The sequence below is a fragment of the Sphingomonas faeni genome, assembly GCF_040407495.1.
Taxonomy (GTDB): Bacteria; Pseudomonadota; Alphaproteobacteria; order Sphingomonadales; family Sphingomonadaceae; genus Sphingomonas; species Sphingomonas faeni_D.
Map to the genome: position 1 here is coordinate 1 of NZ_JAPZPP010000006.1, position 13,250 is coordinate 13,250.

The window sequence follows — 13,250 nt, forward strand, 5'->3', positions numbered from 1 at the left end:
CTCTTCGCGGCCAGCATGGCCGCTGTTAGATCGGCAATCCACTTATCCCCGCTGTTCAGATTCCTAGAACCACCTCTGATCGACGGGTTCGCCGAGGCGATGGCGTTGCGGCCGGATGCTTGGGATGCGGTGGCGAACGGTGATGACCCGGACGCGGCCGCGGCGCTCGAGAGCTTGGCGACGCTGATCGCCATCGCGCGCAACGAAAGCCCGCTCGATAGCATGGAGATCAACGCGTTCGAGGATCGCGCGACGACCGATCTGGTCGATGGCGTCCAGCGCCTGTACGTTGCGCAATCACGGCGGCAGACGGCGTCCCCTGCATCCTCGATCGGCGCGACATCGGTCAAGATCGGCAGGAACGATCCTTGCCCATGCGGGTCGCGCAAGAAATCCAAGCGGTGTTGCGGCTAGGCGTACCCGTGAACGCCAGTGCGATGCGCGGTAAGGCGACCGATCACAAGGGCGGCTTGCCTGCCAGATAAAGATCGGTCGGCAGGTGGCTCGGCACCGCGGCATCGGGGCGCGCTCTGTTCGCGCCGGCCTGCAGCCATTCGGGACCGCCGGTGCGATGGCGGGTCGAGCCATCCGATCGGGTCGGCACCTTGCCATAGACCGATGGCCCGTCCCGGCCTGGCGAACCGCCGCCGAACGTCGCCGCGATGTTGCCATAGGTCGACGGGTCGCGCCCATCCAGGCTGAGGCGGTCGTTCAGATAGCAGGCGGTGGCCCACGCGGTCTGCGGGTCGGGAGTCATCGCGATGATTCGCTTGCCCCAATACATGCGCAGATTGTTGTGCATCCAGCCGTCGATCAGGAACTGGCGCTGGCAGGCGTTCCACGTCTCGTCACGCGTTTCGCCGTGGAGCAGCGCGGTAAGCGTCTCGCTATCGGGGCGCGGATCGCCGGCATGCGCTTCAAGCGTTTCCTGCGCCCATCCCGCGATCCGGCCGTACCGTTCGGGCGCCGGCAGGGCGCGGGCCTGATAGTGAAACCATTCGCGCCACGTCAGCAGTTCGTCGGCGAACTTCTCCTTGCTCGCGGCCGGCGCATCGGCGGCCTCGACCGTCGCCATCACTTCGCGCGGGCCGACCACGCCGAAGTGGAGATAGGGCGAAAGCATGCTCGCGCCGACCGGGTTGGTGGCGTCGTTGCGCGTGGCTGCGTAGGTCGGCAGCACTGTGTCCATCAATCGCTCGAGATGGACCAGCGCGCCCTCGCGACCGGCGGGGAACATCGGGCTGACCGGCACACTGTGGTCGATCGCCGCGGCTGCGACGAAGCTGTCGAGATCGGCATCCGAACACGCATCCAGCCGGTCCGGCGTGTACGGCAGCGCTCCGTCATAGGGCGTCACCGTCGGCACGGCATCGGTCGCTGCCTGCCAGTCGTTCCGTACCGGCTGGTGGCGACGCCGAAACGCGGTGGTCGAGCCGATGCCGTCGCCGAGCACGGCCGGTGGAACGAGGCATGCGGCGTTGACCGCGAAGGCCGCGCGCTCGACGCGCCCCGCGAACCGCTCCGACTGCCATCGTGCCACGAAGGTCGGCTGGTCCTCGACCAGGACGGCGGCGCTGTCGGCTGCGAGACGGTAGACGAGGCCCTTTTCGCGCGCGTCTGCACGATCGACATACTGGATACAGGCAAGCCCTCGCTGTCGACAGTCGCGTGCCAGATCGCGGCTCGCGCCGAGGATGAAGCGGTGCAGGCGATCGGAGGCGTAGGGATAATCCTCACGCAGTCCGTGATAGACGAGGACGGGCAGGCCGAGCGCGTTGCCGAGGTGGATCGCGGCGTCGATCACCGGATTGTCGCGTGCGCGGAGCGCCTGTTGCAGCCAGCACAGGACGTAGCGGCCGTCGGGGCGGACATCGCGTGCGTTCAGCGCGCGAACGCGCGGCGCTTCGGACCAAGCGGATAGCGAGTGGGGAAGGGTAGCGGGCATGGCATCTCAACCATCGTCGTCGCCCGCCGATCCATGGCCTTGTCGATTGCCATGCGCGGTCGAACCCGGATTAGCGGTGCTGCGGCAGGTCCAGGCGCGTGAGCAGGCCACCCAGCGCGGGCGAACGACCAAGCGTGATCGTGCCGCCGTTCAGTTCGGCGAGCTCACGCGTGATCGACAGCCCGAAGCCGTGGCCATCGCCCTGCTCGTCCAGCCGCCGGCCGGGCAGCATGGCTTGCGCGATCGCGGCATCGCCGAGGCCGGTGCCATCGTCGGCGATCGAAAGCGAGACGAACGGACCGTCGGCCTCCGCACCGATCGCAATTGCGCCGCGCGCGTGACGCCAAGCGTTGTCGAGGAGGTTGCCGATCATCTCGTCAAGATCTTGTGGGTCGATTGCGACGGCGAGGTCGGCGGGGATGGCGATGTCGAGCGCGATCGGGCGATCGGCGTGGATCCGGCGCAGCACCGCGACCAGATCGGTGACGGCTGGGGCGATCGGAGTCCGGGCGCGCGCGCCACCGGTCGCGTCGGCGCGGGCACGGCCGAGGTGATGGCGGACCCGGCGATCGATCTGGTCGACCATGTCGCGGACATCGTCGTCGGCGTTCGCCTCGGCGAGCTTGAGCGACAACGCGGCTAGCGGCGTCTTCAGGCCGTGCGCGAGGTTGGCGACATGCTGGCGGGCATGGGCGAGCCCGGCAGCGTTCTGGTCGATCAGCGCGTTCAGCTCGGTGACCAGCGGTTGCAGCTCGCCGGGCTGGTCGGCGGGGACGTGACGTTCGGTGCCGGCGCGGACGGCGGCGAGCGACGTGCGGAGATCGCGCAGCGGACGCAGGCCGAACCGAAGTTGCAGCAGCGTCGCCAGGGCAAGCCCGACACCGAGCAGGGCTAGCGAGCCGAGCAGCGGGATCATCGCCTCGCGCAGCGGCTCTTCGACGATCCGGCGGGGCCCGATCGCGGTGATCGTCACGGTGCCGCGCGGCGTGGTGACGTCCATCGTCCGCGAGTGGAGGCGTTCGCCGCTGCGGTCGCGCGTGTCGCCGGCGTGGAGTTGGCGATCTTCCCGGCCGCCGGGGCCGGGCGGATGCGGTCGCTCGTGGTCAGGCCGCGGGACAGGCGGTAAGGCTTCGACCGGAGGCGCCGGCGGGAGGGCAGGGGGGGTGCTCGGCGGCAGCGGACGGGTCGTGCCGCTGTCGACCCGACCGGCGGGACCTTTGACCTGCCAGGACCAGTCCGATCCGGGCACGCCGAATTCGGGCAGGTCGACCGCGCGCGTCCGGTCGAGCGTAGCATCGGGACGCACCGCGCGCGCGAGCACCGCGACCTGCGCATCGAGCCGCTCGTCGAGCCCGCGCATGACGAAGCGCTCGAGCACGTTGCCGATCGTGATCCCCGCGAACAGAAGCGCGAACCCGGTCGACAGCGCAGCGATCGCCAGCATGCGGCCGAAGAGGGATCTTGGGATGAGGTGGAAGCGGCTCACCGTGGACGCCCGTCTAAGCGAGATGATCCGTGCCTTGAACGCCACCCCGGCGAAGGCCGGGGCCCAATTGGAAAGGTTTTTATAATGGCGGACTGCGCTACATTAGCGGCGTCCCCCAATTGGGCCCCGGCCTTCGCCGGGGTGGTGCATATCGCCATCACGACCCATCCGCCGTCAGCCGATACCCCCGCCCGCGCACCGTCTCGATCATCTGCGGACCGATCTTCCGTCGCAACCGCCCGATGATCACCTCGATCGAGTTCGAGTCCACATCGGCATCGCCTTCATAGACCCGCTCGATCAGGTCCGCGCGTTCGATCACCACTTCGCGTCGGAGCATCAGCGCCGACAGCACGCGCCATTCGAACGCGGTCAGCTTCAGGGGCAATCCATCGCGCTCGAACGTACCGAGCTGCGCGTCGAAGGTCAGCGGCCCGCAGGTCACGCGCGACGCGGCGTGGCCGGCGGCGCGGCGGACGAGCGCGCGAAGACGCATCACCACCTCCTCGACGCGGAACGGCTTGACGACATAGTCGTCGGCGCCGGCCTTGAAACCTTCGACCTTTTCCGACCAGCCGTCGCGGGCGGTGAGGATCAGGACGGGCAGGTCGCGTCCCGCCGCACGCCAGTCGCGCAGCACAGACAGCCCATCGCGCTTGGGCAGGCCGAGGTCGAGCACCGCCGCGTCGTACAATTCGGTCGCGCCAAGATGGCCGCCGTCCTCGCCGTTGCGCGCGACGTCGACCGCGAAATGCTCCGCGCGCAACGCCCGCGCCAGCCCGTCGGCGATCGCCGCATCGTCCTCGACCAATAATACCCGCATGCGCCTGTCCCTATGTCGAAGACCACAACGGAAACTGAACGGCTTGGTTCAGCGGGCGTCGGCAGCGCGCGCCTAGAGAGTGATTCGTCAATCAATGAGAGGAACGACGAATGACCGAACATTCCCACACCGCGCCCAACAAGCGCTTCAATCTCCGCCGCAACCGCCTGGCCCTTGCTGCGGCTGGCCTGCTCGTGGTCGGCGGTGCCGCCGGCGCCGTCACGGTCGCCGCGACGCGGCCGAGCGTGACGATGGCGCCAGCCACCCCCACCGCGATCCGCTCGCTCCAGTCCGACGGCATCGTCACGATCCGCGGCACCGTCGCCGAGACCTACGGTAACAAGTTCGTGATGGCCGACCGCACCGGTCGCGCGCTGGTCGATCTCGGTCGTGAAGGCGACGGCAGCAATCTGGTCGCGGCGGGGCAGCCGGTGACGATCCAGGGTCGGTTCGAGGACGGCTTCGTCCACGCCTCGTTCCTGGTCGCACCCGGCGGCAAGGTGACCGCACTGGGGCCGGTCGATGGTCCGCGGCATGGCCCGCATGGTCCCGGTGGCCCTGGCCGCGATGGCCCCGGTCGTGATGGCCCCGGTCGTGATGGCCCCGGTCGTGAGGGCCCCGGGGGGCCTGGTGGGCCGAATGGTCCCGGTGCGCCCGGCGGTCCTGGTGCTCCCCCGCCGCCGCCAGCAGGTATGGCCCCACCGCCACCTGCCGGCATGGCCCCGCCGCCAATGGCAAACGGCGCAGTCGCTCCTGCACCCGTCGCTCCTCCGGTCGGGGCGTCGACTGCCGCACCAGCCCGGCAGGCTAATCCGGCGACCTGACGCCGTTCGCCTCATCACGGCGATCTGAAACTAGCGCGGGGCCGGTATCATGCCGGCTCCGCGTTATCGCCGTATCGGCGCTGTGCGAAGCTGTTGGCGGCGCAGCACCGGTTCGGCCGGGCGGACCCAGTAGCGGCCGGTCACCACCAGCGGCAGCGCGAGCAGCAAGCCTGCGCCGACATCCCAGACGCCGTCGCCGATCAGCCCCGCGCCGAGCCCCGCGACGGTCGACACGCCGAGCAGGATCGGCAAGGCGAAGATCTGGCCATTGGTCTTGTGAGTCATGCGATGTCTCCCGCCATCACGACTTCGCGGACGCGCTGGTCGCTGGGACCGCCGCGACGACGCAGCCAAAGATACAGCCCGCTGCCGAGCACGATGATCGTCAATATGTCGAAGAGCGCCCAGATGATCTTCATCGCGAGGCCGCCGTAGTTTCCGAAATGCAGCGGCTGTGCGAGCAGCATCGCCTGCATGTACCACGGCATCGGCACGACCGCGTCGAGCCGGCCGGTCGCGGCATCGACGAAGCCGGGCAGCAGCATCTTCGACGTCAGCGGCGTCGCGCCCTTCAGGAAGACGGCGTAGTGATGGTGGCTGCTGAAGACGACGCCGGGAAAGGCGATGAACTGCGGCTTCATCTCGGGTGCCTTGCGCTGCACCGCGTCGAGCGCCGCCTGGACCGAAGCGCGCTGAGCCGGCAATGGCGTGCGCGCTTCGCCGGCGATGATCTCCGCGAGGCCGTTCGCCTTCCAGATGCCGGTGATCGGCACGACGAAGGTGTTGATCGTCCCCGTCACGCCGACGACGCTCGCCCAGGCGAGCGTCACGATGCCGAGCAGGTTGTGGCGATCCAGCCAGCCGAGCCGCTTGCTGCGTCCGCGACGTAATGTGCCGAAGTCGAGCTTGGCCATGAACGGCGCGTAGAGCACCACGCCCGAGACGATCGCGGCGAAGAATAGCAGGCCCATCACGCCGAGGAAGATTTCGGCCCAGAACCCGAGGAACATGTCGGTGTGTAGCTTCAGGATGAACGCCATCACGCCGGGGACATAGGGCGGCATCTTCGTACCCGTGCGGGCATCGAACGCGAGGAAATGCATCGCTGCGGGCGCGGCATCGGCGGTGGGGCCGGTGGTGACGTAGACGATCGGGCGCTCGTCGTCGAAGCTGATGTAGAGCGGAATTTCGCCTGGCGCGGCCTTCGCAGCGCGACCGAGAATGGCATCGAGCGACAGCGATGGCGTGTTGGCTGGCAGCGTCGCCATCGGCGCCGGCGGATCGAGCCAGCCGTCGATCTCCTCGTCGAAGATCAGCGGCAGGCCGGTCACGCACAGCATCAGCAGGAATGCGGTGCAGATCAGGCTCGTCCATTTGTGGAAGAGATACCAGGTCTTGATCGTGCCGCGAGTCATGCGCGGGGAGCGGTCTTGACGAGGGGTATGATCTGCCGGCCGGTCACCAGGGCACAGGTACAGATTTGATAACGATGTGCAATAGCGACGTGGTGGGCCTGACAATCCTCCCCCGCCAGGGGGAGGTGGCACCGAAGGTGTCGGAGGGGGAGGAACACGCAACTGCGGTGATCCTTTTCCTCCCCCTCCGTCTGGCAAACGCCAGCCACCTCCCCCTGGCGGGGGAGGATTAGGGGGTCAGGCTACGCCAGCGCCGCCCGTTACGCCGTAGACCTCACCCGTGATATAACTCCCCTCCTGCGAGGCCAGCAGCACATACACCGGCGCGATCTCGACCGGCTGGCCCGGACGCCCGAAATGGCTCTTCGACCCGAACGTCTCGACCATCTCCTGCGGCTGGCCACCGCTCGGCTGCAACACCGTCCAGAACGGCCCCGGCGCAACGACGTTGGCGCGGATGCCCTTTTCGATCAGCTGCTTGGCGAGACCCTTGGTGTACGCGACGATCGCCGCCTTGGTGGTCGCATAGTCGAGCAGATTGTCCGATGGATCGTAACCCTGCACCGACGCGGTCGTGACCACCGCCGCGCCCACCGGGAGATGCGGTACGGCGGCCTGCACGAACCAGTGCAGCGCATAGACGTTGGTCTTCATCGTCTGGTCGAAATCGTCGGTCGAGATATCGGCAACCGTCGGCCGAGTCTGCTGGCGCCCGGCGTTGACGACCAGAACGTCGAGCCCGCCAAACGCATCGACCGTCTGCTGCACGGCGGCACGACAGAACGACTCGTCCTTCACGTCGCCCGGCAGCGCGAGCGCCTTGCGCCCCTCGGCCTCGATCAGCGCGATGACTTCCTTCGCATCGGCCTCTTCGGCGGGGAGATAGACGATCGCGACATCGGCGCCCTCGCGCGCATAAGCGATCGCCGCGGCGCGACCGATGCCGCTATCGCCACCGGTGATGAGCGCTTTCCGCCCGTCCAACTTGCCCGAGCCCTTGTAGCTGGTCTCGCCGTGATCGGGCTTCGGATCCATCTTCGCCGCGATCCCCGGCGCGTCCTGCGGCTGTTGCGGGAAGGGAGGCTGCGGATATTGCGTGCGCGGATCCTGCATCGTGAGCCGGTCGGCCATGGGGTGCTCCTGTCAAGATTGAGCAGGAGCAACCGATGCCGGCGCGGATAGGTTGCGGTCTATTTGAGCAGAATCAACGCCTTCGACAGCGTCATGTAGATCCCCCAGAGGATCGGCAGCCCTACCGCGAGCCACGCGAACACGACCACCGGCGACGTGCCGGTTGCCGTGGCGACGGTCCCGCCAGCCATCGTCTCGACCGCGATCTGCCGGTCATCCGCCGCCATGTGGAACTTGGCAGCGACCGGCCGGACGAACAGGTTCGCGACGAACCCGGCAACCAGCATCGCCGCCAGCACCCAGAAGATCGGCGGGTAGATATCGCTGCGGGGCACACCCGTCGCGATCGCGCGGTCACGCATGTTCGCGACAAGCAATGGCCCGACCACGCCGGCGGTCGACCACGCGGTCAGCAACCGGCCGTGGATCGCGCCGACATATTTCGTCCCGAACAGGTCGGCGAGATACGCCGGCGCAGTCGCGAACCCGCCGCCGTACATCGACGCAAGGATGCAGAAGACGAGGATGAACAGGCCGAGCGTCGTGCCCGCCAGAGCCGGTGCCGCGAAGCCGTAGAGCACCGCGCCCGCCGCCAGGATCGTCGCGAACAGCGGTTTCCGCCCGATCCGGTCGGACAACCACGCCCAGAAGAACCGCCCGCCGATGTTGAACAGGCTGATCGCACCGACGAACCCTGCGCCGACCGCTGCCGCCGCCTTCTTCTGGTCATCGTCGAACGCGGTGAACAGCACGCTCGGCGCGTCGATCAGGCGTCCGCCGAACAGCTCCTGCAACATCGGCGAGGCGATGCCGATGATGCCGATCGAGGCGGAGACGTTGAAGAACAGCACCAGCCACACGAGCCAGAATTGCGGCGTGCGATGCGCGTCCGACAGCGCGACGTTGAAGCGGCTGATCGATGCCTTGGCGCTGGTCGGCGCGGTCCAGCCAGCGGGTGCCCACCCCTCGGCGGGGACGCGGTAGCCGATCGCGCCGGCCATCATGAACACGAAATAGACGCAGGCCAGCACCAGGAACGTCTGCCAGACGCCGACGCCTGTCGGGCTGGCGAAATGCTTCATCAACAGGTCGGCAAGCGGTCCACCGATCATCGCGCCGCCGCCGAAGCCCATGATCGCCATCCCGGTCGCCATGCCGCGCCGATCGGGAAACCATTTGATCAGCGTCGATACGGGCGAGATATAGCCGAGCCCGAGCCCGATCCCGCCGATCACGCCCGACCCGAGCCAGATCAGCCAGAGCTGATGCGTAGAAATGCCGATCGCAGCGATACCCATGCCACCACACCAGCAGAACGCCGCGACGACACCGGCTTTCCGCGGGCCGGCGCGTTCGAGCCAGCCGCCCCATATCGCGGCGGCGGCACCCAGCACGACGAAGAACAGCGTGTACGTCCAGACGAGATCGCTCACCCGCCAGTCGCAGGTCGTCGTGGTCAGCGCGCCGAGCAGCGAGAGGTTCGGGCAGGCGACCGGATCGGTGATCCCGATCGCGCGCGACAGCGGCAGCCAGAACACGCTGAACCCGTACGCCATGCCGATGCACAGGTGGATCGCGAGCGCACAGGGAGGCACCAGCCAGCGGTTGAAGCCGGGGCCTGCAACCGTGCGCGCCCGGCTGAGAAAGCCTTCCGCGCCAGAGTCTCTCGTATCCGGCATGCAACCCCCTGTTTAGTTTTGTTTATGCGCCGAACGATGGGCGATCATGCGGCGAATGTCACCTCCAGTGTTTCGAACCCGTCGATCGTCGCGCGCACGGTCTGTCCGCGCTGGATCGCGCCGACGCCGGCAGGGGTGCCGGTGAAGATTAGGTCGCCCGGCGCCAGTGCGACGAAGGTCGACAGCGTCGCGATGATTTCGGGGACGCTCCAGATCATCATCGACAGGTCGCCGGATTGACGCACCTCGCCGTCGATAGTCAGCGCGATACTGCCCGATGTGGCGGGGACGCCCGGCGTCAGCGCCGCGACGGGGGCGGAGCGATCGAAGCCCTTCGCCATGTCCCACGGCCGTCCGGCCTTCTTCGCCGCCGCCTGGAGATCGCGCCGCGTCAGGTCGATGCCGACGCCTGCGCCGAAGATCGTCGCGTCGGCATCCTTCACCGCGATATCCTTGCCGCCCGCGCGGAGCGCGATCACCATCTCGACTTCGTGATGCAGGTCTTCGGTTTGCGGTGGGAAGGAGAGCGTGCTGCTGTTCGCGACGACCGCATCGGCGGGCTTGGAAAAGAAGAACGGCTCCTGCCGGTCGGGATCGGAGCCCATTTCGCGCGCGTGATCCGCGTAATTCTGGCCGACGCAGAAGATCCGCCGGACGGGGAAGCGGTCCGTGGTGCCGGCGATGGCGACGGTGGGCGCGGTGACGTGTGGGATGTGCATGATGGCTCCTTCGCCGGTCTCCATCGGCCGCGCGCGTTCGGTTTGCAACGCACTGGGTTTGCAACGGGAGCGGAACGTCTTTCCGCTCAGGCGGTTACGGCTAGGTACCCAGAGGAGATACCCCCATGCCCAGCAAACACCCCGTCCGTTTCGATCCCTCGGTCGAGACGATCGCGCCCGACGAGCAGGAGACGCTGAAGACGCTGGAGGGGTCCTTCCAGGAGATTCTGGAGACGACGTCGCAGGATTATGGTCATGCGGTACGCTCGGTCCATGCCAAGGCTCACGGCATCGCGCGCGGGACGTTCACCGTAGCCGACAACCTCCCCGCCGAACTCGCCCAGGGCATTTTCGCCCGGCCGGGTACGCATGAAGCGGTGATCCGCATCTCTACCAACGCCGGCGACATCCTCGACGACAGCATCAGCCTGCCACGTGGCCTAGCGCTCAAGATCCTCGACGTTGAAGGCGCGCGCCTGCCGGGCTCGGAAGGCGACACGACGCAGGACTTCATCATGGTCAACGGCCCGGCCTTCTCGGCGCCCGATGCCAAGGCATTCTCGAAGAACCTCAAGGTGCTGGCCAAGACCACCGACCGGTTCGAGGGCGTGAAGAAGGCGATGTCCGCCACGTTCCGGGTCGTCGAATCCGCGCTGGAAGCCGTCGGTGGCCAGTCCGCCACGTTGCAGACGCTGGGCGGTGCCAAGCCCGTCCATCCGCTCGGCGAGACCTATTATTCGCAGACGCCCTTTCGCCACGGCGACTATATCGCGAAGGTCGCACTGTTCCCGGTCTCGCCGGGCCTTACTAGGCTCACCGGCGATACCGTCGATATCACCGCGCGCCCGGATGCGTTGCGCGAGGTCGTGCGCGACGAATTGATCGAGCATGGCGGCACCTGGGAATTCCGCGTGCAGCTCAACACCGATCTCGAAAAAATGCCGATCGAGGATGCCTCGGCGGTATGGGACGAGAAAGAGAGCCCGTTCGTGACCGTCGCGACGCTTGAAATTGCGCCGCAGCTTTCTTGGGAGCAGGGCGTCACCGATCACACCGACGATGCGCTGTCGTACAGCATCTGGCACGGCATCACTGCCCACCAGCCGCTCGGTGGCGTCAATCGCGCCCGCAACGAAACGTACAAGCAGTCGGCGAACTTCCGTAGCAAGTTCAACGGGTGCCCGATGCACGAGCCGACGAAGCTGTCCGAACTTGCCTGACGCCCGCACGCTGAAACTGTTCCACGTCAGCGACGTACATTTCGGCGCGGAGGACCCGGCGGCGATCGCCTGGTTCTCCGAATGCGTCGCGGAGGAGAAGCCGGACGCGGTCATCATGACCGGCGACCTGACGATGCGCGCGACCAAGGCCGAATTCCAGCAGGGTGGCGACTGGCTTCGGTCGCTCGGCGTGCCGGTGACGCTGGAAGTCGGCAACCACGACATTCCCTATTACTGGGATCCGTTCCGGCGGCTGTTCGCACCCTATCAGCGCTACGCAGCCGTCGAGCAGATGATCGAGAAGCCGCTGGAGCTTCCCGGCGTCACGGTCGTCCCGCTCAAGACGACCGCACGGGCGCAGTGGCGATGGAACTGGTCGAAGGGGCGCGTAAGCCCGGGCTCGCTGAAGCGCGCGCTTGCGATAATCGCAGAGGTGCCAAAGGGTAATCTGATTTTCATCGGCGCGCATCATCCGCTGATCGAAGGCGGGACGACGGGTACCGCGAAGACGCGCCACGGCGACGCAGCGCTGTCCGCGCTCGCCGAGGCGGGTGCGCACGCGGTGTTGTCGGGGCACGTTCACGACCCCTTCGACATTCCCATCGACCGCGAAGGTCGAACGATCCGGATGATCGGCGCGGGCACATTGTCGAAGCGGACGCGCGGCAGTCCGCCGGCATTCAATGAAATCCGCATCGAGGGCGGCCGCTTCGTCACCGTGCCGCGGACGCTGTAGGTCAGTCCTTGTAGGGACTGTTGAGCTCCGCGAGCCAGCCGGCGGCGGGAGCAGGCAGAGCAACGCCGTTGGCCCGCCGGCGCCGCGCGGCTGGAACGTCAATCGGTTTCTGGAAGGCCAACCCCGCCAGCCCGCTCCTGACCCACGCAACGTTGGCGGGGGTCGGCGCGATGGACCCGATGGCGACGACGACGACTGTCCCGGCCACGAGGTCTCCGGCCTGCGTGATGCAGACGCCGGTTTCCGAGATGTTCGTGACGCGGTGCTGGCTGGCGCCGTCGCGGTCCACGCGGAACACCTCCGCGCTGAGCATCACGCTCGTTCGAGTTGCACGGGCAAGCGAAGGCAGTCGGTCGATCGGTTCGGTCGTCATCGTGTGAAAATGCTCGCAGTCGGTCGGGATTTCCATAGCCCTGGCGATATTCTTCGAATCCGCGATGCCAAGTTCAGACGGGCACGCGTCCGCGTGATTATTTCTTGTCGCCGCTCTGCGTGAAATCGATCCTGATCTTGACCCAGGCACCGATCATCGGCTTCCCGCCGACGCGCGGCGGGCGGATGCGGAACTGCCAGGCGCTTTGCCGCATCGCGCGCGAAAGACCGGACCCGATCGGGGATTCCCCAAGCGACCGGCAATTCTCGACCTGGTAGTTCGCGATCGTCTTGCAGGCGATCAGCGCCCAGCCGCCCGGTGGCGCACCGTTGGGTAGGAACTCGGCGAGTTCGGCATGGGTGGGCTCGCGGTACCATTCGGCGTTGTACAGTCGCTGGCCACCCGGTCCTTCGCCAGGACCATAGGCCGAACCACTGTCCTGACCCTTCCCCGACCCGCTACCGCCATCCCCGCCCGCAAGCTGGTCGTCGGGATGCGCGGGCATCTTCGAGATATCGGCCGCGTCGAACATTTCCATTCCGCCCAGCATCTTGATCGGCAGAGGGGGCGGAGATTTCGCCGGGGCCGGGGGCGCCTGCGCGGACTCGGCGCGCGGTGCCGCCCGCGGCGGGGAGCCACCGCTGGCGCGCTTCTGCCTGGTCGGCGACGGCGTGCGCTTCGCGTGAGTAGGCGTGCTCTGCTCGGGCGCTATCTGAAACGTGACCGGATCGCGCCGTTCCTCGGGTTTGACGACCGCCGGGGGGGCCAGCCGCAACAGCAGCAGGATGATCAGGATGTGCGCGATGACCGTCAGCACGAACGCGGCACTGCGGCGTCGCGTGGAAACGCGCGTCTCGCTCGACGAAGGATGGTACGCCGACCGCATCGGCTGTTCGCCT

Annotated in this window: 14 protein-coding genes; 4 read left to right on the top strand and 10 right to left on the bottom strand. The window is 67.4% G+C overall.

The window, feature by feature from the left end; genetic code table 11:
* Positions 1-414: SEC-C metal-binding domain-containing protein (locus tag O6W96_RS16620; RefSeq protein ID WP_353470589.1), on the top strand; the 414-nt coding region annotated here is incomplete at its 5' end.
* A 43-nt stretch (positions 415-457) separates the two neighbouring features.
* Here O6W96_RS16620 and O6W96_RS16625 read toward each other — a convergent pair.
* The 3 genes from O6W96_RS16625 to O6W96_RS16635 form a co-directional block, all read right to left on the bottom strand.
* On the bottom strand, positions 458-1,945 hold the full coding sequence (locus tag O6W96_RS16625; protein ID WP_353470590.1) for a deoxyribodipyrimidine photo-lyase: 1,488 nt from the start codon (positions 1,943-1,945) through the stop codon (positions 458-460).
* A 70-nt stretch (positions 1,946-2,015) separates the two neighbouring features.
* Positions 2,016-3,389, bottom strand: a complete 1,374-nt coding sequence (locus O6W96_RS16630) for a sensor histidine kinase (protein ID WP_353470591.1) — start codon at positions 3,387-3,389, stop codon at positions 2,016-2,018.
* A gap of 199 nt (positions 3,390-3,588) precedes the next feature.
* A complete protein-coding gene (locus O6W96_RS16635) occupies positions 3,589-4,254 on the bottom strand; it encodes a response regulator transcription factor (protein ID WP_353470592.1) in 666 nt (221 codons plus the stop codon).
* Between the two features lie 110 nt (positions 4,255-4,364).
* Between O6W96_RS16635 and O6W96_RS16640 the strand changes: the two genes are divergently transcribed.
* Positions 4,365-5,078, top strand: a complete 714-nt coding sequence (locus O6W96_RS16640) for a hypothetical protein (RefSeq protein ID WP_353470593.1) — start codon at positions 4,365-4,367, stop codon at positions 5,076-5,078.
* Between the two features lie 63 nt (positions 5,079-5,141).
* Here the strand turns inward: O6W96_RS16640 and O6W96_RS16645 are convergent, their stop codons facing one another.
* The 5 genes from O6W96_RS16645 to O6W96_RS16665 all read right to left on the bottom strand — a co-directional run bounded on the left by O6W96_RS16645 (position 5,142) and on the right by O6W96_RS16665 (position 10,022).
* Positions 5,142-5,363: a hypothetical protein gene (locus tag O6W96_RS16645; protein WP_353470594.1), complete on the bottom strand. Its 222-nt coding sequence runs from the start codon at positions 5,361-5,363 to the stop codon at positions 5,142-5,144.
* Entirely contained in the window at positions 5,360-6,493 is a 1,134-nt protein-coding gene (locus tag O6W96_RS16650; protein ID WP_353470595.1) for a PepSY-associated TM helix domain-containing protein, read from the bottom strand. The genes O6W96_RS16645 and O6W96_RS16650 overlap by 4 nt, the downstream gene beginning before the upstream one ends.
* A gap of 237 nt (positions 6,494-6,730) precedes the next feature.
* Positions 6,731-7,624, bottom strand: a complete 894-nt coding sequence (locus tag O6W96_RS16655; protein WP_353470596.1) for an SDR family oxidoreductase — start codon at positions 7,622-7,624, stop codon at positions 6,731-6,733.
* A gap of 59 nt (positions 7,625-7,683) precedes the next feature.
* Positions 7,684-9,303, bottom strand: a complete 1,620-nt coding sequence (locus tag O6W96_RS16660) for an OFA family MFS transporter (protein ID WP_353470597.1) — start codon at positions 9,301-9,303, stop codon at positions 7,684-7,686.
* A gap of 44 nt (positions 9,304-9,347) precedes the next feature.
* Positions 9,348-10,022 (bottom strand): fumarylacetoacetate hydrolase family protein, encoded by a 675-nt coding sequence (locus O6W96_RS16665; protein WP_353470598.1) that lies wholly within the window; start codon positions 10,020-10,022, stop codon positions 9,348-9,350.
* Positions 10,023-10,147: 125 nt separating this feature from the next.
* Here O6W96_RS16665 and O6W96_RS16670 point away from each other — a divergent pair, with 125 nt between their 5' ends.
* On the top strand, positions 10,148-11,242 hold the full coding sequence (locus O6W96_RS16670) for a catalase family protein (protein WP_353470599.1): 1,095 nt from the start codon (positions 10,148-10,150) through the stop codon (positions 11,240-11,242).
* The gene (locus tag O6W96_RS16675) at positions 11,235-11,978 is read left to right on the top strand and encodes a metallophosphoesterase family protein (protein ID WP_353470600.1); all 744 of its coding nucleotides are present in this window, start codon (positions 11,235-11,237) and stop codon (positions 11,976-11,978) included. The genes O6W96_RS16670 and O6W96_RS16675 overlap by 8 nt, the downstream gene beginning before the upstream one ends.
* 1 nt (position 11,979) lies before the next feature.
* Here the strand turns inward: O6W96_RS16675 and O6W96_RS16680 are convergent, their stop codons facing one another.
* Positions 11,980-12,387 (bottom strand): PilZ domain-containing protein, encoded by a 408-nt coding sequence (locus tag O6W96_RS16680; RefSeq protein WP_353470601.1) that lies wholly within the window; start codon positions 12,385-12,387, stop codon positions 11,980-11,982.
* A 61-nt stretch (positions 12,388-12,448) separates the two neighbouring features.
* A complete protein-coding gene (locus tag O6W96_RS16685; protein WP_353470602.1) occupies positions 12,449-13,237 on the bottom strand; it encodes a hypothetical protein in 789 nt (262 codons plus the stop codon).
* Positions 13,238-13,250 lie beyond the last annotated feature (13 nt).